The organism is Rhizobium sp. KNZ2-6A (genome assembly GCF_056755475.1).
On sequence record NZ_JBNDIC010000084.1, the window covers coordinates 1 to 17997 of the forward strand.

Genomic DNA, 17997 nt, shown 5'->3' on the forward strand with positions numbered 1-17997 from the left:
TCTTGAACAACCCGACCCTACCGGAAAACACTGGTGACCACCGCTACCCTGCTACACCACTCCCTGGGACGTCATCGAAAGGCACCCTCAAGCACGGTTTTGAGGAAATTATCATTGGGGTGTTCGGCGGCGAGCGACTCTCCCTTTGCCCGTATCTCCGACCATTCTGGGACTCTGTAGTGCATAGCCATCGAACCTATCAACTCATTCTCGGCGCCAGCATCCTCTGTAAAGCGGATGGATAGCCGCCTTTAAGAAGCCGAGCCTGCCCATCGGGAGACAAACCCAGGTCAGAAGAACGCGGGCGCCGCCCTCGTAGCGTTCAAAATTTTTGCTGTGTCACAATTTGCCCGATCCCATTCGAAGGAAAAGGCACGACGATTGATTTCTTGAGCTCTGCTGCCGCGTGGATGAGAATGAAGCTGTTGAAAGGCGTCGCAAAGCCCTCCGCGATGAATTCAACGACATCGCCGTTCCTGTCTTCAAGTCGCAGGGTTCCAGGACGCGACATGCGGCGGCCTCCAAGCGGAATAAACTCCGCAAGTGGGCTCAACCGATCAACATGATCAGGCAACTTCAGCTCACCAAAGCGCTTATGAAAAAGCGGTGAGAGTTCGACGCGTCGAAGTTCGGAACGCATCCCAAGAACGGGGCATATCTCTACGGGATTGAGGACAATCACGGCGCATGCTCGATCGCTTCGCCTGACATATTCCCTCATCGAGGCGTAAGCGGATGCGCCAAATTTTTTGCTCAACGCAAGCGGCACTTTTATGCTGAACGCACTATCCGCTGCCATTTCCGCAAATCGGCCATCCTGGAACAGAACGACACTCGCGAAAATGTTGGCCTCGCGCTCAAACTGATCGGAAGCATCGGGCGACAGCGACTTATCGCAATCCTGGATCCAGCGAAAAAGCTTGGATTGATGTGGGATGTGCTTGTGACCCGCTTCGTGAAGCTTGAGGAAATTCTGCTTGGATTCGGCAACCGTGTCATCGACATGGATCAGATCTTCCTGAACGTCGAAGATGCCCCTCACCTTCTCAATTGCCGATTTGATGAGGCTTGCCGCCCGCTCTCCGAATTCGCGAGCGTGCCGCATGAGCGAACGCGGATCGAACGCGCTCATCGGCGCGACGCGAAGCTTCGCGGCATCTAGCAGATCAGGGACCGGCGTGGGTAGCCGGTCCCATGCGCTTGCCTTGTTCAACAGGTCCGTCGCCGCGCGGTGAATTGCTACATACTCACTCGCCGTGAGCGAACTGTCGTCAGGCTTCAAAGGGTCAATCCTTCTTCGAACGCAAATAACCAAGGTATCTGAGCAGTTCCGATTCTTCGGCTTGCGTTAGGTGTAATTCAGCAAAAGTCGCCGCCCTCCCGTGGCGCTCAACATCGGTACGCGTCGTCGTTATATAACCTGCTAACTCCATCAGTTTGTCGTAGTCCACGCCATAAAGGTTCGCGAGGGCATAAAGGATGTTTGGGGACGGCTTCTGAATCTTACCGTTCTCAATCTGGCTTAGATAAGCATTTGAGACTTCTTTATTTGTCGCCTCTTCGACGGCGCGAAGAGTAAGCTTTCTATCTGTGCGGATTGACCCGAGATATTCTCCAAGGGTGACTTTCACGACTCTCCTCTTTCGATGACAGCGTTCCTGGCGCCAGCGCTGCCAGTGGGTTTCGCGGCGCAAGACATTCTACCTCTGACGCTTGATAAGTCAAGCATGCGTGCCGAATGCTATTTTCATCAAGCATGCTATTTCTGTGCTTGACAAACTTAGCACGCTTGAACGATGATGCATTCACTGACCGACCGCGGTGGGATGGTCAGCCCAACCACAAACCCACGAGGGTAACATGCGCATCATCGGAAATGAAAACCCGGTCTCTCGGATCGAGGATCTTCTCGAAAACATACTTGATGAGATCATCGAACTGGAAGCCTACGCGAAGGAAGGCAAGCGTCCGCCCTTGGCGAAAGGCTACCGCTTCAAGATCAACGATAAATCGTTCGTCTGGGACAAGCCGTATATCACGGGCCGCGAGGTGCTCGTTCTAGCCGGTCTGACCCCGCCGGAGAACTACACGCTCCGCGTAAAGATCGCCGGCCATAAGCCGCAGAAGGCGGAGCTTGACGAGAAGGTGGACCTCCGGCATCCGGGCACAGAAAAGTTCCGCGCTATTCGCAAGGAACAGACCGACGGCGAAGTTCAGGGGCGGCGCGATGCGCCGCTCCTGGACGCCGATATGGCCTTCCTGGAGGCCTACGGCCATCGCTTCGATATCGTCAAGGACGGCTCGACATGGGCCATCCTTCATGACTTCCCGGTGCCCTCCTGCTTCGACCACGAGAGCGTGTCGCTCGCGATCCGCATCGAGCAGGGTTATCCCATGACCCCACTCGACATGCTCTACGTCTATCCCAAGCTGTCCCGCATCGACGGGCGCGAGATCCCACAGACGCAGGCCGAGCAGCCGATCGAGGGCAAGATCTTCCAGCGTTGGTCGCGTCATCGCTCCGGCGCGAACATGTGGGTGCCCGGCGTCGACTGCCTGGAAACCCACGTCTTCCTCATCGAGGAAATTTTCGAGCAGGAGGCTTCCCGATGAACGTTACCCTCAGCATGACGGTCGACCAGCACGAAGTGCTGCGTCATCATCTTTTCCCCGGTGACGGCCTTGAGGCCGCCGCCCTTCTGCTCTGCGGCGGAAGCGGTTGTGGAGACCGTTACCGCCTCTCCGTTCGCAACGTCGTCTTGCTCGATCATGACCAGTGCAAAAGGCTCGACGACCGCATTTCTTGGCCGACGGACCTGATCATTCCACATCTCGATCATGCCGAGGAGCTTGGGCTAAGTGTGGTGAAGGTTCATTGCCACCCCGGCAACTTCCCGCAGTTCTCCGAAATTGACGATGTCGGTGACCGCGAGCTGTTGCCGGTGGTCCGCTCCTGGATCGGCGCCGATCTTCCTCACGGCAGCGTTGTCATGCAACCATGCGGCCGGCTCTTTGGCCGCTATCTCTGGCAGGGCGATGAAATGCGGTCGCTCGACATGATCAGCGTTGCAGGGCCTGACATTGGGCTCTTTCCCGCAACTGCTCACAATCGCAATTCTCCGTTCGCCCGATCTCAAGACCAGGCCTTCGGGGATGGAACCACGGCGACGCTCGCGAGACTGCGCGCCGGCATTGTCGGTATTTCGGGCACCGGCAGCCCTCTACTTGAACAGCTCATCCGCCTCGGCTTCGGCGAAATCGTCATCATCGATCCGGACACCCTTGAGGAGCGCAATCTGAACCGGATCTTGAATAGCACCGTCAGCGATGCCCGCGCCGGCCGGCTCAAGGTGGATGTGGCTGAAGCCGCAGCGATCGCAACGGAGCTTCCCACGCGGATCATCAAGGTCCCGTCGACATTGATGTCACCGGCGGCGATCAACGCGCTCTCGGTCTGCGATGTTATTTTCGGTTGCGTCGACACGCATACCGGGCGCTTCGCGATGAATTTGGTCTCTACATACCATATCATTCCGTATTTCGACGTTGGCGTCATGCTCGATGCGGTTGGTGATGGCGATACGGCCGGGCGAATCCGCGACATCTTCGGCACTGTCCACTACATCGTCCCCGGACGGTCGAGCTTGATTTCGCGTGACGTGATCTCGCTTCGCACCGTTGCGCAGGAAGGCCTGGCCGAGGCCGATCCGCAAGCTGAAGAACAGCAGGTTCGCGATAAGTATTTCCGCGGCCTGAGCGTGAGCCGACCGGCGGTGATCAGCATCAATATGTTCGCGGCAGCCTTAGCGGTAAACGATTTTCTGGCACGGATTCACCCCTATCGGCAGATGCCGAACAGCGATGTCGGCTCGATAGAGTTCAGCTTGGGTCAATTGCGGCTGACTGCAGACGAAGAGCAGGAAGATTGTGCACTCCTGCGTCCTTGGCTTGGCCACGGCAGGATTTCGCCGCTTCTTGGCTTGCCGGAACTTTCGGAGGCGCGTTCATGACGTGGTTCGTAGATGCCGCTCAATATATCGCAGGGACATTCCGTGCACTGCTACGCCGCCCCTACCGTGGCGTAGTCCGCGAAGGCAGCATGCCTCGGTTTGTTGCCCCGAAGACTCTCTACATTTTAAATGAAGACGCAGAGCCTTGGCAGGCGACAATGATGTGCCCGTGCGGATGCGGCGCGGTCCTCGAGATGAACTTGGTGCCCGACGAAAAAGCTGTCTGGCGCGCGAGTGTGGAAAAGGATGGAACGGGCACACTCCATCCTTCTGTGTGGCGGCAGGTTGGTTGCCGCTCCCATTTCTTCATTCGCAACGGAAAGATCCGCTGGTGCGATTGATGCAGACTATCTTCGTATCGGAATTTCGACGACCGGACGCAGCGGTTCGAGCTGCGTCTGATACCGGCGAACGATCTGATCGTAGAGATCCGCAACGCGCTTTGCCTTAACGCTGACAATCAGCGCGTAACGTAGCTCGTCTTCCGGTTCGAAATCTCGGCTCTCGAGGCGGGCATTATAGTGGATGTCGAAGGCCGGGTTGCGCAGACTTTTTCCAAGAAAACCGACCGAGGCGTGGAGCGTGTTCTCCCATTTCCAGGCGTCCCGGCGGAGATCCCCCTCCGTCAAGCCCTTCTGGGCTTTGCCGAAGAAGCTTTGCGTATCCGCATGCATTTTCTTATCTTCTTTTCGCTTTGTATCTTTCGGACGGAAGGCAATTTCCAAGCCAGCCCGTGTGTAGTTACCTGGGTGGTGGGGATCCGTCAGTGTCTTATAGCAGATCGTCGCCGTTATCTGGACCTTGCCCTCCATTTCAGCGACCGGAACCGGGATCGGTGCCCTCACGTAGCTGCGTGCTGAGATTGTACCCTGATAGATGACGCGGACGGTGTCATCGTCGCACAATAAAATGTCGTCCATCGTTCGGGCGACCCGACCCCGACCGACTTCTTCAGCAGAAATCGATGTTTCCTCCGCCGTATGAACGAGCAATGCTCTTACCGCAAGCATGTCGACATTAGCGCCAAGGTGTGCCTTCACGCCAGCGGCTACCCTCAACAGGCTCGGCGCGGCAAATGAAGTTCCTCCGGTCACCTCGAGCTGTGGTCTTCCGTCCGAGCTTGCAACCAAGAACGGTCGCTGCAGCGAGCCGCCGAAATCGACAAGATCAGGCTTGATGAGACCTGGGCTTCGGCCAGGACCGACAGAACTGTATGGCGCCCGTGCCCAAGTAGCGTCGGGGCTATCGGCGGCGCCAACGGCCATCGCGTTTACACAGTCGGACGGCACCTGTATCCTGTTGAACCCCAATGCCGCATCCCGCTCTCCGTCATTTCCAACCGCGATCGTTGCCAAGGTATCGTTCCTTGCAAAGCGGTCGTCGAGCACCGCGGTCCACGCGTGAACATCGTCATCCTCAATAGGAAGATTCGGCCCGAGACTGATGTTGACCAGATCGAATTGCCGAGCAAGTAGCGTCTGGTCGATCCGGTAGAGCACCTCGTAAAGCCCATCCGGATCCTGACTCGGGTCGGTGTCGAGAACACGGTAATGCTCGACCGGCGCGTAAGGTCTTGGAAGCGGCTTGGTCGGGTCGATATGGCCGAACAGAAACGCTGATGTGACATGCACGCCGTGACGGCGAAGATCCTCATGCGAGCTGCCCACGCCCGTGGTATCGATTGGCGTAGTCCAGGCCGTCACCGGATGATTGTCTGGCACACCCCCATCAAAGATGGCGACCTTGATTCCTGGATCCATTGGTGCTTCAGATGGATATTGAATCTGAGGCGAAGGGGTAGCGGCCGCCCGGATAGTAGGTCGGAGCACTCTCAAGGTTGGCATCTGCCGGAGTGCGCGGACTGCGGTAAATGTCGCAATCTCCTCGGCGCGTTCACTTGGCGCAGTTAGCTCGACAAAACAAAGCCCACCCGCGTAAAAGCGGTTGTCCATTGGGGCGTCGATTCCAAGCTCCGCAAGATATCTCCGAAACGCGTGAACGATTTTCTGCTCGCCAAGAAGTTCATCGGTGTGCAGGACCGCTTCAAACGTCACGCTCCCCTTTTCCGGCAGATGGCCTTTCAGCTTGTCGTCTGCGTCAGGAGCACCAATTTCCTCGATAGAGATAATCCCGTTTGTTGCGGCGGACGCGTTATTCCATTGCGGCAGAGCTGAGCTCCAGCTACGCAGCGACGCTCTTGGCCCCATCACAAAGATTTCCGTGGTCAAAGTCTCTTCTGCCGGCCGTCCTAGTGATCGCTTCTGCGGGGTGATCGATCTCGTACGGCTCCCAACCGCTTCGACGCCGACTTGCTGGAATAGCTCCTTCGGATAAAACGACTTTGCGATATATTCCGGATTGAGAACTACCGACAAAACTGCCTTGTCATCGGGACATGCCGCCGCTGGCAATCTGTCGACCAAAGAAACGGCGCGGGTCAGCATTGGTGCCAGACGCGACCGGGACTCAAAAAACGTGTAAGGATGCTGCTTGGGCGAGCCACCCCTGACGCCTGTAACAGAAGATACTAGGCGCTCGCCCTTTCCCAAGAGGAAATTCTGCCTCGCCATCAGGCACCCTTTCGTTTGCGCGGGCTAGCTTCAGTCCGCGAACGGCTACGTACGGTGTCGCGGGCGACGCCCGTCAACTTCTGCACGCTCCGCTGGGAAAGGCCGCCATCAACCAACATCGTCGCCAGATTGATGCGTTCCGACTTTGAGAGCTGATCGGGTGAAATCAGGGCTTGCAAATGGGTCTCCAGCGCATCTCCGGAAATCGCAGCTGCCCGACGCGCACGTTCCACAGACTGCCTGATGTCACTGAATGATTGACCGTAAAGTGCGATCGAAAGGACGTTCGCCCAGTGATCGGCGTTTTCATCATGGGGCTGAAGCAGGCCATTGACGAGCTCCTGAATTGCCGGCCGTTCTGGCATCGGAAACTCAACTTTCATCTCGAAGCGTCGCCAAACAGCTGGGTCTAGCAAGTCCGGATGATTGGTGGCTGCAAGCAATAGCCCAGTCGCCGGCCAGTCATCGATCTGCTGCAAAAGTACGGTCACAAGCCGCTTGAGCTCGCCAACCTCGTCGCGGTCGTCCCGACGCTTTGCAATTGCATCAAGCTCATCTAACAGGAGAACGCAGTCCGCCCGCTTGGCATAGTCCAGTACCTGACGAAGATTTGCTCCGGTACGGCCGAGATAACTGCTCATAACCGCAGCAAGATCGAGGATCATCAGAGGCTTGCCGAGCCGTTTTGCCAACCATCTTGCGGCAAGGGTCTTGCCTACCCCGGGCGGACCGACGAAAAGTGCGGTTCTGGTCGGATCAAGCCCTGCCGCGTCGAGTGCCTCAAGCCGACCCCGTTCCGCAATCAGCTGGTCAAGCGCGACGGAAACCTCCGTGGCTAGCACTGGCGGATGATCGAGCTCGATAGTCTCCTCAATCTTCAGAAGATGAAGGCGCGAATCGGAATCAACCGGCATCGGGACTTCTGCCATCCGACGCAGCGGGGTTTCTTTCGAGGGAGCTTCTCGAAGAAGAGCGGTCAGCGAACTAGAAAGCTCAGGCTTATCCGTACGTGTTTTGCGCGCAATGCGTTGCACCAACATCTGGATATCCTGAGCTCGGCCGGCGAGAGCCAGGCGCGCAAGGCTGATGATGTCGGAATCGAGATCCGCTTTTGCCGTCGTCATGTGTGGAAATCCTCGTATGCTCGCATCCAGTCTCACCTAAAGTGGACGAGAATTCAATAACGAATGATAAATTTCTTCCACTTAAGCCATAAACCATTGCATTTCATGAATTATATGATGGACTATAGGCTTAGTCGGAGCGTTTCATGAAGGAGGTAATATGCTCTACTTCGCCTATGGATCCAATATGGACCCGGATCAGATGATGGAGCGTTGCCCCGACGCGAAGCTCGTCGGCCTCGCCTATCTGCCGGATCACATCATATGTTTTCCGCGTCGATCGAAAAACCGCGGTTGCGGCGTGTCGTCGGTCACTCCGCAGATTGGCCATGATACTTGGGGAGTGGTTTGGGAGCTGAGCGACAAAGATTTTGCCTCGCTCGACCTCAATGAGGGCTATCGTCGCGACAGGGAACCGTCCGCGAACGCCTACAATCGCCTGACCGTCACGATCAATCTGAACGGAGAGTGGATGGATGCCGATACTTACCTAGCATCGCCCCAGGAAGGCTTGCATCTGCCGAGTCTCGCCTATCTGGGCCACTTGCGGAACGGCGCAAGCCACCACGGTCTCCCGGAGGTATATCGGACTTACCTCGCCAGACTGCCCGACGACTCCTTAAATTCAGATAGTTCCACGCCTCAACTTTAAATCTAATGCCCGATTCCACGCGAAAAGCCGTTTAAACTAAAGATCAACGGCCACGCCCTGTTCGCTTTCCGAGATCGGGAATGTAGGGTTCGGTGTTTCGTAGCAGGTAGGATCAATATTCGTTGGTGACGCCCATCTCTGCCCAGAGCATGCGTTCCTGCTCCTCCTCCAGTGCCGAGCGCTCCACCACCTTGGACTTCATGTCCAGCGCGTAGAGCGGCATTTGCCAGCGGTCGTAGAGTTGACCGACATCGTCGTCACTGGCGGCTTCCGTCACCAACTTCTCTCCGATCAGCCGTTCGAGCATGGCCTGAATGAGCCGGTCGCTTTCATGGGAGTTCGTGTCATCTTGAAAATCAATGTCGTCCCAGACCGCGGACACGGCGTTAATCCCGTTGATGCTGAAGGCACCAACCGCGGACAGTGCCTCGGCGACGATCAGCGCACTCGGCTTGAAATCGAACATGCTGGTGTAACCACCAGGTGCGACCCACTGCAGTGTGCCGTCATCAAGGCCTTCGATGTCGGCATAGAGGCGGGTTTCCCGCTGGTAGATAAGATCGTTCGGCGCGATGAACTCGCCCATGTCGCCTTCAAGGTAGTGCGTCACGCGCCGCCGGTCGATGATCTTACGCAATTCCTTCAGATCGACCGGCCGCCATTGGCAAGCTTCTGCATAGAGAAGCCGCGAAAGATGGTCGTAGTACCAGCTCATCAACGTCCCGATCCTGCCGGCGATGCGCTTTTTGGGGCAGCGAACGATGTCCATGAGGATTAGGATCTTGGCCGCTTCCTCTTCCGCATGGCCCTTCAGTACACTGGACTCACGGGGCATGTCCGAGACCTTCTGCGACGCGACATAAAGGCCGCGTGCGCTTTCCAGCAAGATGGGCAGGCCTTCGGCGATGAACGCCGTGCGCTTGTCAGCCGGCATGTTGGCAATCCTGTGCGCCTGCCGCAGTCCGATAACCGTCTTTGCCATATGTCCGCCCCTCCGTTCCGATGATCCATAGCAATTGGCGGGGAGGAAATCATCATAGCACCGTCGGTGCACAGGTTGTCACCCTACCTCGTAGCCGGCACGGATCAACCTGCCTTGTTTGCGTTGCGAGGAAGAGTATCAATTTGCTCATCTCGCTGAATTTTTTCGAGTGTTCTAAGCGCGACCGCTTGTATTCACATCTCACGAGTTCTCCACCTCCGACGAATATACGCAGCGGTGAATCAGATCACTCCCCATGCCCGAAACCTCCCCCTCCCGGTCATCTCCCGCAAGCCCAGCTCCAAAACGATCCGCCGCGCCGCCTGCGGCGTCACATCGAGCGTCTTCGCCACCATTCTCGCCGACACCAATGGCTTTGCCATGACGAGCTCGACGAGCTCCGGCAGTTTCGAAGACGTCCGTCGCCCCTCCAATTTTCGCTCGAACAGCGTGCGGGCGAGCGCCAGACGGTCATGCTCTTTCAGACCGAGCTCGGCGGCCGCCAGAAATCCGTGGGCGATGGCGAGCAGCCGGGTTTCGCGGTCGCGATGCCGGCGCCGGTCGACGGGAATGGTTTTGAGGCCGAGAATGATGGCGGCGAGATGGGTACCGGTGGTGATACCGGCTTCTCGCAGGATCGAGGCGGCAAACAGCCGGCCGAGCCACGGGGCGTGCTGCAGGACGGCAAGCTCATTCCACGCATCGAGGGCGACCACCGCCTGCAGCGCTGCGGGTAGGCCTTGCGTCTGCCGCAACACGCCGCGCCATTCTTCCAGCCGCTCGTCCTCGTCCCAGTCGAGATCGTAAACGAGCGGATCTTTTTCCGCCGCGCCGGCGCGGCTAGGCCGTGTTGCGTTTTCGATCGCCGCTTTCGACCGGGCGAGCACCGCATCGATGGCGGCATAATCGACGCCGGGAAGTCCTTCAGCTTCGTCGATGTCTTTCCCCTCCCCTTCCGGATCGTTCGCGACCGCGCGCCGGTTGGCATCGGCCGTCGCCGCCTCGCCAGTGTCGGCCGAGGCGATCTCCGCGGTTTTTCTGAGAGATCGGAGGCCATCGGCCGAAAGTGCCCAGCCGGGGAGTTGGGCGGCGATGCGCCGGCGGGTGCGCAAGACGTCGCGGGCGATTGTGAGTTCATGGGTCGGTGTGCGAATATCCTTCGTGGCGTCGTGGAGGACGAGGTCTTCGAGATGGACGAGTTCGCCGTCGATCCACAGCGAAGCGCAGGCGTCGGCAAAATGGGATCGTTCGATCCATCCTTGGCCGACCGGTGAACGGGCCAGGCGCTCGTCGAGACGCGTGAGAGCGACGCTGGCCTCGAAAGCCGGCCGCATCAGGGCAGTCATGCTGATTTTCGCGAGATCGTAAGCCATTGAAATCATGGTAAATGATTTGCTAAAGGAAATCTATCTGAATGTTAGTGTTCCTCACGTGGTATCGTTGGCGGTTAGGGCTATAACCATCGATAGTGTTCAAGTATCGATAGTGATAAGTACAAATGCCTTGTACGTGAGCATTCACGCTGCTACAGTAGCCTCAAAAGCCACTATCGGAGCGCACCATGCCCCAGACCAGCTACAAGATCAGCGAAGCGCGCAAGAATTTCGCCGAGGTGCTCGAACGAGCCAACCAGGGTGAGGAAATTGTTATCATGCGTGGCAACGAAGTCTACGCGCGTATCGGTCCGGCCGACGGTGGCAAACGCCCGTTCGGCCTCCTGCGCCAGCGTGGCCTGCCGGACAACCTATTCGACGATATCGACACTGAGCAGGCGGCGATCGACGCCGGCGACTTCAACGACGATGTCGGTGTCTGGCGGGGCGGACCAGCCGAGCGCGAGCCCAAGCCATGAAGGTGCTGCTCGACAGCCACGCCGTCTACTGGTGGACGATCGGCAGCGACCGGCTGTCCGGCACGGCCCGGGCACTGATCGAGGACAAGGCCAACACCGTCCTCGTCAGCGCCGTCTCCTTCTACGAGCTCGAGAACAAGATGCGCCTCAAAAAGCTCGACCTGAAGCCGCAGGAATTGCGCGCCGCGGTCACCGCCAGCGGTTTGCAGACACTCGCCATCAGCGATCTGCATGCCGAGCTGGCGGCAAGCTTCGACTGGGATCATCGCGATCCCTGGGATCGCATTCTCGCCGCCCAGACACGGCTGGAGCACTGCACCTTCTTGTCGCTGGACGTGGCTTTCGACACGGTGCTGCACGAACGGGTCTGGTGAGGGGCAATAGCAATGAAGATTTTTGCGGATATTCCCGAAGTGGCTGAACGATTCGAAGAGCTGGTGGATCTCGCCCGGCGCAATGACGAGATCGTCATCTGCCGTGCCGGGCAGCCGATCGCTATTCTCAGGGCGATCCCGAAGCTGGGTCAAAGCACGATGGATGATTTCCTGACGCTGGCGGCCGAGGGTCGCCCGGCAAACGGTGATCAGACTTCGAACCACGACGATCTCTATGACGAGAACGGACTACCGAAATGAGCGGTGCGTCGTCAACTTCGGTTGAAAGGCGCGCTGAGGAACTCGATGCGCTCGACGCCATCCTGCCCTTTGATCGCCGCGATCAGCTGGCCACCCTGCTGACGGACGACGACGTCGCCACCCTCAAGCATCTGGCCAAGCAGGGCATGGGTGCCAACACGCTGCGCGCGCTCGCCTCCGATCTCGGTTATCTCGAGGCCTGGTGCGATCTGGCGACCGGTTCTCCCCTCCCCTGGCCGGCGCCGGAGAGCCTGCTCCTGAAATTTGTCGCCCATCATCTCTGGGACCCAGTCGAACGCGCCGAGGATCCTTCCCACGGCATGCCTGATGACGTCGAGGTCGGATTGCGCGCCAAAGGCCTGCTGCGTGTCGAGGGCCCACACGCGCCCGATACTGTGCGCCGGCGGCTGACCTCCTGGTCGATCCTCACGCGCTGGCGCGGTTTGAGCGGTTCGTTTACCGCCCCTTCCCTCAAATCCGCACTCAGGCTTGCCGTGCGGGCCAGCGCTCGGCCAAGGCGACGCAAGAGCAAAGAGGCGGTCACCGGCGAAATCCTGGCAAAGCTGCTTTCCACCTGTGACGGCGAGCGGCTGGTCGATCTTCGCGATCGCGCCCTATTGCTCACCGCCTTTGCCTCCGGCGGGCGCCGGCGCTCCGAAGTTGCCGGTCTGCGGGTCGAGGATCTCGTCGATGAAGACCAGGTCCATGCCGATCCACGAAACCCCGCCTCCCCTCTCCTGCCGTGTCTCACCGTTCATCTCGGCCGCACGAAGACGACGACGGCTGAAGATCAGGCGCATGTCATTCTGATCGGCCGGCCGGTTGTCGCGTTGAAGCGCTGGATTGAAGAAGCAAGGATCGAGAGCGGACCGCTCTTCCGGCGGATCGACCAGTGGGGGAACATCGACCGGCGAGCGCTGACGCCGCAATCGGTCAATCTGATTCTGAAAAGCCGATGCAAGCTGGCTGGCTTGGATGCAGAGATGTTTTCGGCGCACGGGCTGCGGTCCGGCTATCTGACGGAAGCCGCCAACCGCGGCGTTTCCCTGCAGGAGGCGATGCAGCAATCCCTACACAAGTCCGTGCCGCAGGCGGCAAGCTATTACAATAATGCCGAACGGAAAAACGGGCGTGCGGCAAGACTGGTGAGCTAGTAAATTAGACCGGGATGAGCAGATGAGGTATTCAACCGGCCAGCCGATAATGGTGGGCGATCACGTTAAGGTGGATGGCATGGCGGGGATCGTTGTCTGCGATTTCGACAATCGCGCCTTTCTGGCCGGCTATTCCGGGTGGGACATTCCCGACGTGGAGATGATAGGCGGTGGCACCCTGTCTTCCGGAATTATGGTCAAAACGACTGAAGCGGGCCTGATTCACTACGAACAGGGAAGCGAGCACATCCTATTTGTTGAGGCGAGTGGCCTTGAGCCTCCTAGCGCCAATTGGAGATTAGAAGATTGATCTCCAGCGGACCGGGGAGATCCAGTCAGGATCCCTGGTTTTAGCGTTCTTAGCCGCTGATTTTGGATACGATCAGCGGTTGTGCCCCCGAAAGGATCCTATTGGCAGCCCGCTCCAATAGCGATGCCACCGGAAATTGTCGGCTTGCAACCGTTCGGGGCAATAGATAGCCTAATGACATCAGATTCTAACTCTGACATGCCAGAGTTCCGAATAGCCATCAGCCTGAAAAGGGGAAACCTTGAAACCTTTACTGACCGCGCCTGTATTTTTGGCCCTTTTCTCTCTGAGCGCTTGTGCAACTTCGTCCTCATCGAACTCTGTAGCGCGCCCGACCTCTGATGCTTGCGGTGCCTCCCGCTATCAAAAGTATGTAGGCGGCCCATCCTCTGCCACCGCGGGGCTGAAAATACCCGGAGATTCGCGACACTATGGAAGTGAAGAACGCGTTGCTACCGATACGCCTACGCGTTTGAATTTTGTCCACAGTGGCACCGCAGTCCAGTCCGTGACTGATCCAAAATCCAAGGTAGTACGCGTATTTTGTGGATGAAAACCCAGTAAAGCACAGCGCAAGTGTGCATCTGTGAGTTGGCAGGGTGGAACGCTCGCAACAACGATCGTTTGGCGCCGACCGCGCCAGAGTATCCCATACCGCATTAGGAATTAGCAATGGGCCGTCTCCTGCCCTTTATTACCGGTATTGCTCTCATAGCTACTCTCTCCAGCTGTGTAACGACGGCGAAGGTATCCTCCCCTCCTCCAGCAGGTTGGAAGCGTTTCCATGCCGCTAAGGGCGTCTGCGCCATTGCTGTTCCGGTTTGGATGAATATAGCCGATGGGGCGGCAGGTGCGGTTCAGACCCAGCCTGGCAATGTCAGCCGAATTACGGTTGTGTTCTTCTTGCCCGAAGTCGGCGACTACCAGCGCACTTCAAGGATCATGTCGATGGTCGATCCAAGCATGAAGACAATGAGCCAATCGGGCCGTGGGACGATCGGTGTAGTCAACACACCCGCGGGCGGCCTTTGGACGATCATTAGCAACACCAGGCCTGCTTGTAGTGTCAAGATTACCAGCTACGCGCCGCCCACCGGTGGGATTCCGGATGTAATTTCGACCATGGCCGCGCATTTAGGCCCGGAATAGGACCCCGCTATTTTGCGGAAGATCTCTTCGATGTCGCAGAAAGCGGGAGCGCGTTTCGAACTATCGGGCCGTGAGGGACGCTTTCGCGGCGGGCGCGGGATCCGAATGAGGTCAATGATATCGGCAAGCGGCGAGTGAAAATGGCTAGGCTGGACGTGGGAGTTTTCCGGGTTCTGTCGCAAACTTTTGGAAAGGGTACGGAAACAGCTATCGCTGGACACTGTTATGCTGCGAGCGCGGCGAATTGCTGAAATGCGGATTGGCCACTCGTTGGAAATTGCCGCTTGCGGATCATATGCGCCACTTCGATGCCGCCCAGCGTTGCTGACGCAGACTGAAAGGATTTGAAGCCTTTCATCGGACGGGTCAGCTTCTTAATAAACCGGTGGTCTTGCTCGAGCATGTTGTTGAGGTATTTGACCTGCAGGATCTCGATCAGCCAGAACCATCCCTGCAACAGCAGGAGCCAGTTAATGTTTTGCAATCCTGCCAGGTTCGCACCGCTCTTGTCGATGACGACCTTTTCAGGCCAGCCGTTGTTCTCGATTGTGCGGGCGAAGAAGGCGCTGGCCGCAGCCTCATCGCGGTGTTCAGACAGCATGAAATCAAGGGTTTTGCCGAATTTATCGACAGCGCGATAGAAATAGGTCCATTTGTCTTTGACCTGGATATAGGTCTCGTCCATTCGCCAGGAACTGCTGGTTGCGGATTTCCGGCGCTGGGCCCGGCCGGCAATCAAGGGCGAATATTTCACAACCCATCTGTTCAGCGTCGCGTGGTCAACGACAACACCACGCTCAGCCATAATCTCTTCCAAATCACGATAGGAGACCGCATATCTGACGTAGAAAAACACCGCGTATAAGATCACGTCTTTCGGGTAGTGACTGCCTTTGAAATCGACCATGATCGGGGAACTCAACAATGCCTGCCCATCTTCAACCCAGATCTATGGCATGACCATACAGGTTGCAAATCCGCTGGAAAGTTTGCGACAGAACCGATGGGCTTGACATCCGATTCATCAGGAAAGACCGTACCAGGCGCCGCGGCCGGCACCGTGCAAGATGAGGTGCCCTTGATCCACGAGTGCCTTGAGATGATCCTTGATGGTGTGACGGCTTGCATCGGTGATCCGGGCAGCCTCCGCGACTGTAATCCGCCCGTGCTCGCGCGCCAACTCGAGCAATGTGACGGATAGTTCCGGCATGTCGGCGAGGATAATGCGCTCGCGCTCCATTTTCTTCTCAAGCCGGGTCTTCTGTCGATGCAGGGCTCTCAAAAAGAACTCGATCCAGGGATTCCAGTCGGGCTCTGCGCTGCGGATCGTTCCCTGCGTGCGCCGAAGCGAGATGTAATAGCTCTCCTTGCTTTGCTCGATGATGCTTTCGAGCGAGCTGTAGGGGACGTAAGCGTAGCCGGCCCGCAGGAGCAGCAAGGTGGTCAGAATACGCGATAGGCGGCCATTGCCGTCCTGGAATGGATGGATTTCGAGGAAAACGACAACGAAGATCGCGACGACCAAAAGTGGGTGGAGCCGCTTTTCTCGCTCTTGCTCATCCAGCCAAGCGATCAGTTCTTGCATTCGACGCGGCGTATTGAACGGCGATGCCGTTTCGAAAACGACGCCGAGGCTCTCGCCCTGTTCGTTAAACGCTTCTACGTTGTTGGAGAGCGTTTTGTAGGCGCCGCGATGCCGCTCGTCCTTTGTCGAATGCGCAAGAAGGTCGCGGTGGAGCTGACGGATATGATTCTCGGTGAACGAAATAGCTTCGTAAGCACTGAAGATGGTCTCCATCACCTCCGCATAGCCGGCAATCTCTTGCTCGTCGCGTGTCGTAAATGACCCCAGGCGAATGTTTGCCAGCAGCTTTTCGACCTCTCGGTCGGTGAGGCGTGCCCCTTCAATACGTGTGGAGGAACCGACGCTTTCGATCGTGGCGACACGCCGGAGGCTGGACAGCCGCTCAGGTGCGATCCGGCCGATCGCACGCCAAGCACCTTTGAATTCGTCGATTTGGGCGATCAGCGACAGGATTTCGGGCGTGATCCGGACGGTCGCCGTGTTTAGAAATTCCATTTTCCCATCCATTCCCATCCAATTCATGAGACACTCTCATGCACTATTTATCCATCCGTTTCCATCCAATTTCTACGAGATAGTTTGTCAGATCTGTCAGTTGATCGCGCGCTAGAGCGCGTCCACTTTACTCGGGGTCGTATCCGCACGACGTAAAGTAGTTGGCGCATTCTTTGGGTTTGAAGAGCGGGACGATTTTGCCGACTGCGTCCCACAAGGCTTCGACGTTGCGCTTGCCTCGCGCACGCAAGGGTTCTGTCGCAAACTTTCCAGCGGATTTGCAACCTGTATGGTCATGCCATAGATCTGGGTTGAAGATGGGCAGGCATTGTTGAGTTCCCCGATCATGGTCGATTTCAAAGGCAGTCACTACCCGAAAGACGTGATCTTATACGCGGTGTTTTTCTACGTCAGATATGCGGTCTCCTATCGTGATTTGGAAGAGATTATGGCTGAGCGTGGTGTTGTCGTTGACCACGCGACGCTGAACAGATGGGTTGTGAAATATTCGCCCTTGATTGCCGGCCGGGCCCAGCGCCGGAAATCCGCAACCAGCAGTTCCTGGCGAATGGACGAGACCTATATCGCTCGCGGCGAAAGTGGGAGTGGCCGGCGGCGTGCCCTTCGGGGTGGGCGACGTCCTGCTGAACGATGCCAAGAACTGGGCAACGGAGTTCGCTACGTCTTTCGGCAGCGAAGGTCAAAGTCGCGTAGCGACGGCGATCCGAGGCGTGGATCAGGCGCTAAAGGCCGCGAAGTCGAACACGGCCGTGTGCCTGTACGGTATCACTGGCTATACGCTAGCGGGGGGATATGTCATCTGGGGAGCAACGAACCAGGGCAAATAGCCTGCAAGAAGATGTCTCCTTGCTGCCCTACGACGAGGGGGCTCGATCAGCCTGAATTCCTCAGCGTTCAAATCTCTGCTGTAGTGCAATTGTGAGAATGACGACACAGTAGATTGGAACCTTCGAGCCGTGGCTTCACCGACGGTAGAGCAACTTAATTGGAACTGAACCATCGATCTTGCCATTGGATAGCCGAAGCTCTTGAAAGTAGGTGAACCATCGACCCTGTTATTACAGTCGTTATCCGTCTGAAATATCTCAATAGCGGACATCTGCTTTGCCTGCTTGGAATGACTGATTTGGGGCAGGTAGCAGACTGGCGGCTTTCGAAGAGCAGAAGTTGAAAGCTGACATTCGTTCACCAGCAGCTCAAAGCTGACATTCGTTCACCAGCCAGAGGTGTTCAGTTTCACAACGCTTTGACCTAGACTTGCATTTGAGGCTGACTCATTGCGACGCCGTCGCTAACACCGATTGAACCACACAAAGTGAGGAAGAACCCGTTTAAGTGCCAAACGACAGCCCCGTGGATTTTTGGCGTAGCTTCTACCTTGGATGACGTCCCAGGGAGTGGTGTAGCAGGGTAGCGGTGGTCACCAGTGTTTTCCGGTAGGGTCGGGTTGTTCAAGAC

General features: G+C 57.3%; 19 protein-coding genes and 1 pseudogene. 12 read left to right on the forward strand and 8 right to left on the reverse strand.

Annotated elements, in window-relative coordinates:
• Positions 1-245 (forward strand): hypothetical protein (locus ACPYOP_RS31325; protein ID WP_481414117.1); only part of this gene is annotated, 245 nt, incomplete at its 5' end.
• A gap of 77 nt (positions 246-322) precedes the next feature.
• Here ACPYOP_RS31325 and ACPYOP_RS31330 read toward each other — a convergent pair.
• Together ACPYOP_RS31330 and ACPYOP_RS31335 are read right to left on the reverse strand one after the other, a co-directional pair.
• On the reverse strand, positions 323-1282 hold the full coding sequence (locus ACPYOP_RS31330; RefSeq protein ID WP_481414118.1) for an ImmA/IrrE family metallo-endopeptidase: 960 nt from the start codon (positions 1280-1282) through the stop codon (positions 323-325).
• A 4-nt stretch (positions 1283-1286) separates the two neighbouring features.
• The gene (locus tag ACPYOP_RS31335) at positions 1287-1631 is read right to left on the reverse strand and encodes a helix-turn-helix domain-containing protein (protein ID WP_168879496.1); all 345 of its coding nucleotides are present in this window, start codon (positions 1629-1631) and stop codon (positions 1287-1289) included.
• 229 nt (positions 1632-1860) lie between these two features.
• On the opposite strand from ACPYOP_RS31335, the gene ACPYOP_RS31340 reads away from it, so the two are divergent.
• From ACPYOP_RS31340 to ACPYOP_RS31350, 3 genes are read left to right on the forward strand one after another with little or no spacing between them, the layout of a single operon-like run.
• Positions 1861-2613, forward strand: a complete 753-nt coding sequence (locus ACPYOP_RS31340; RefSeq protein ID WP_481414119.1) for a multiubiquitin domain-containing protein — start codon at positions 1861-1863, stop codon at positions 2611-2613.
• Positions 2610-4010, forward strand: a complete 1401-nt coding sequence (locus ACPYOP_RS31345; RefSeq protein WP_481414120.1) for a ThiF family adenylyltransferase — start codon at positions 2610-2612, stop codon at positions 4008-4010. Before ACPYOP_RS31340 ends, ACPYOP_RS31345 begins: the two co-directional genes overlap by 4 nt.
• On the forward strand, positions 4007-4351 hold the full coding sequence (locus ACPYOP_RS31350; RefSeq protein WP_481414121.1) for a ubiquitination-like system serine protease family protein: 345 nt from the start codon (positions 4007-4009) through the stop codon (positions 4349-4351). The genes ACPYOP_RS31345 and ACPYOP_RS31350 overlap by 4 nt, the downstream gene beginning before the upstream one ends.
• 6 nt (positions 4352-4357) lie before the next feature.
• Here the strand turns inward: ACPYOP_RS31350 and ACPYOP_RS31355 are convergent, their stop codons facing one another.
• Both ACPYOP_RS31355 and ACPYOP_RS31360 read right to left on the reverse strand, forming a co-directional pair.
• Complete coding sequence (locus ACPYOP_RS31355; RefSeq protein ID WP_481414122.1) at positions 4358-6454, reverse strand: S8 family peptidase; 2097 nt, start codon at positions 6452-6454, stop codon at positions 4358-4360.
• A 125-nt stretch (positions 6455-6579) separates the two neighbouring features.
• Positions 6580-7704 (reverse strand): AAA family ATPase, encoded by a 1125-nt coding sequence (locus tag ACPYOP_RS31360; RefSeq protein ID WP_481414123.1) that lies wholly within the window; start codon positions 7702-7704, stop codon positions 6580-6582.
• A gap of 160 nt (positions 7705-7864) precedes the next feature.
• On the opposite strand from ACPYOP_RS31360, the gene ACPYOP_RS31365 reads away from it, so the two are divergent.
• A complete protein-coding gene (locus tag ACPYOP_RS31365) occupies positions 7865-8356 on the forward strand; it encodes a gamma-glutamylcyclotransferase family protein (RefSeq protein WP_481414124.1) in 492 nt (163 codons plus the stop codon).
• A gap of 112 nt (positions 8357-8468) precedes the next feature.
• On the opposite strand, the gene ACPYOP_RS31370 is transcribed toward ACPYOP_RS31365, so the two are convergent.
• Both ACPYOP_RS31370 and ACPYOP_RS31375 read right to left on the reverse strand, forming a co-directional pair.
• A complete protein-coding gene (locus ACPYOP_RS31370; RefSeq protein ID WP_481414125.1) occupies positions 8469-9290 on the reverse strand; it encodes a hypothetical protein in 822 nt (273 codons plus the stop codon).
• 290 nt (positions 9291-9580) lie between these two features.
• Complete coding sequence (locus ACPYOP_RS31375) at positions 9581-10720, reverse strand: RHE_PE00001 family protein (protein WP_481414126.1); 1140 nt, start codon at positions 10718-10720, stop codon at positions 9581-9583.
• Between the two features lie 179 nt (positions 10721-10899).
• On the opposite strand from ACPYOP_RS31375, the gene ACPYOP_RS31380 reads away from it, so the two are divergent.
• From ACPYOP_RS31380 to ACPYOP_RS31405, 6 genes are all read left to right on the forward strand, one after another.
• A complete protein-coding gene (locus tag ACPYOP_RS31380) occupies positions 10900-11190 on the forward strand; it encodes a type II toxin-antitoxin system Phd/YefM family antitoxin (RefSeq protein WP_481414127.1) in 291 nt (96 codons plus the stop codon).
• Positions 11187-11564: a type II toxin-antitoxin system VapC family toxin gene (locus ACPYOP_RS31385; RefSeq protein WP_481414128.1), complete on the forward strand. Its 378-nt coding sequence runs from the start codon at positions 11187-11189 to the stop codon at positions 11562-11564. Before ACPYOP_RS31380 ends, ACPYOP_RS31385 begins: the two co-directional genes overlap by 4 nt.
• A gap of 12 nt (positions 11565-11576) precedes the next feature.
• The gene (locus ACPYOP_RS31390) at positions 11577-11825 is read left to right on the forward strand and encodes a type II toxin-antitoxin system Phd/YefM family antitoxin (RefSeq protein WP_481414129.1); all 249 of its coding nucleotides are present in this window, start codon (positions 11577-11579) and stop codon (positions 11823-11825) included.
• Complete coding sequence (locus tag ACPYOP_RS31395) at positions 11822-12979, forward strand: site-specific integrase (RefSeq protein WP_481414130.1); 1158 nt, start codon at positions 11822-11824, stop codon at positions 12977-12979. The genes ACPYOP_RS31390 and ACPYOP_RS31395 overlap by 4 nt, the downstream gene beginning before the upstream one ends.
• Before the next feature lie 22 nt (positions 12980-13001).
• Positions 13002-13289: a hypothetical protein gene (locus tag ACPYOP_RS31400; protein ID WP_481414131.1), complete on the forward strand. Its 288-nt coding sequence runs from the start codon at positions 13002-13004 to the stop codon at positions 13287-13289.
• Between the two features lie 672 nt (positions 13290-13961).
• Positions 13962-14438, forward strand: coding sequence for a hypothetical protein (locus tag ACPYOP_RS31405; RefSeq protein ID WP_481414132.1), 477 nt, complete (start codon positions 13962-13964; stop codon positions 14436-14438).
• A 223-nt stretch (positions 14439-14661) separates the two neighbouring features.
• Here ACPYOP_RS31405 and ACPYOP_RS31410 read toward each other — a convergent pair whose 3' ends face one another.
• Together ACPYOP_RS31410 and ACPYOP_RS31415 are read right to left on the reverse strand one after the other, a co-directional pair.
• Positions 14662-15345 carry an IS6 family transposase gene (locus tag ACPYOP_RS31410; RefSeq protein WP_481414133.1) on the reverse strand — a complete coding sequence of 228 codons (684 nt, stop codon included), beginning with the start codon at positions 15343-15345 and terminating at the stop codon, positions 14662-14664.
• A gap of 117 nt (positions 15346-15462) precedes the next feature.
• A complete protein-coding gene (locus ACPYOP_RS31415; protein WP_481414134.1) occupies positions 15463-16518 on the reverse strand; it encodes a Fic family protein in 1056 nt (351 codons plus the stop codon).
• A gap of 346 nt (positions 16519-16864) precedes the next feature.
• Here ACPYOP_RS31415 and ACPYOP_RS31420 point away from each other — a divergent pair.
• Positions 16865-17104: pseudogene (locus ACPYOP_RS31420) on the forward strand (IS6 family transposase); the annotation flags it as partial.
• Between the last annotated feature and the right edge of the window lie 893 nt (positions 17105-17997).

Excerpts from the sequence above, each read along its gene's own strand:
- ACPYOP_RS31340 (WP_481414119.1), top strand. The coding sequence starts at position 1,861 with ATGCGCATCATCGGAAATGAAAACCCGGTCTCTCGGATCGAGGATCTT.
- ACPYOP_RS31345 (WP_481414120.1), top strand. The coding sequence starts at position 2,610 with ATGAACGTTACCCTCAGCATGACGGTCGACCAGCACGAAGTGCTGCGT.
- ACPYOP_RS31350 (WP_481414121.1), top strand. The coding sequence starts at position 4,007 with ATGACGTGGTTCGTAGATGCCGCTCAATATATCGCAGGGACATTCCGT.
- ACPYOP_RS31355 (WP_481414122.1), bottom strand. The coding sequence starts at position 6,454 with ATGCTGACCCGCGCCGTTTCTTTGGTCGACAGATTGCCAGCGGCGGCA.
- ACPYOP_RS31360 (WP_481414123.1), bottom strand. The coding sequence starts at position 7,704 with ATGACGACGGCAAAAGCGGATCTCGATTCCGACATCATCAGCCTTGCG.
- ACPYOP_RS31365 (WP_481414124.1), top strand. The coding sequence starts at position 7,865 with ATGCTCTACTTCGCCTATGGATCCAATATGGACCCGGATCAGATGATG.
- ACPYOP_RS31370 (WP_481414125.1), bottom strand. The coding sequence starts at position 9,290 with ATGCCGGCTGACAAGCGCACGGCGTTCATCGCCGAAGGCCTGCCCATC.
- ACPYOP_RS31375 (WP_481414126.1), bottom strand. The coding sequence starts at position 10,720 with ATGATTTCAATGGCTTACGATCTCGCGAAAATCAGCATGACTGCCCTG.
- ACPYOP_RS31380 (WP_481414127.1), top strand. The coding sequence starts at position 10,900 with ATGCCCCAGACCAGCTACAAGATCAGCGAAGCGCGCAAGAATTTCGCC.
- ACPYOP_RS31385 (WP_481414128.1), top strand. The coding sequence starts at position 11,187 with ATGAAGGTGCTGCTCGACAGCCACGCCGTCTACTGGTGGACGATCGGC.
- ACPYOP_RS31390 (WP_481414129.1), top strand. The coding sequence starts at position 11,577 with ATGAAGATTTTTGCGGATATTCCCGAAGTGGCTGAACGATTCGAAGAG.
- ACPYOP_RS31395 (WP_481414130.1), top strand. The coding sequence starts at position 11,822 with ATGAGCGGTGCGTCGTCAACTTCGGTTGAAAGGCGCGCTGAGGAACTC.
- ACPYOP_RS31400 (WP_481414131.1), top strand. The coding sequence starts at position 13,002 with ATGAGGTATTCAACCGGCCAGCCGATAATGGTGGGCGATCACGTTAAG.
- ACPYOP_RS31405 (WP_481414132.1), top strand. The coding sequence starts at position 13,962 with ATGGGCCGTCTCCTGCCCTTTATTACCGGTATTGCTCTCATAGCTACT.
- ACPYOP_RS31410 (WP_481414133.1), bottom strand. The coding sequence starts at position 15,345 with ATGGTCGATTTCAAAGGCAGTCACTACCCGAAAGACGTGATCTTATAC.
- ACPYOP_RS31415 (WP_481414134.1), bottom strand. The coding sequence starts at position 16,518 with ATGGAATTTCTAAACACGGCGACCGTCCGGATCACGCCCGAAATCCTG.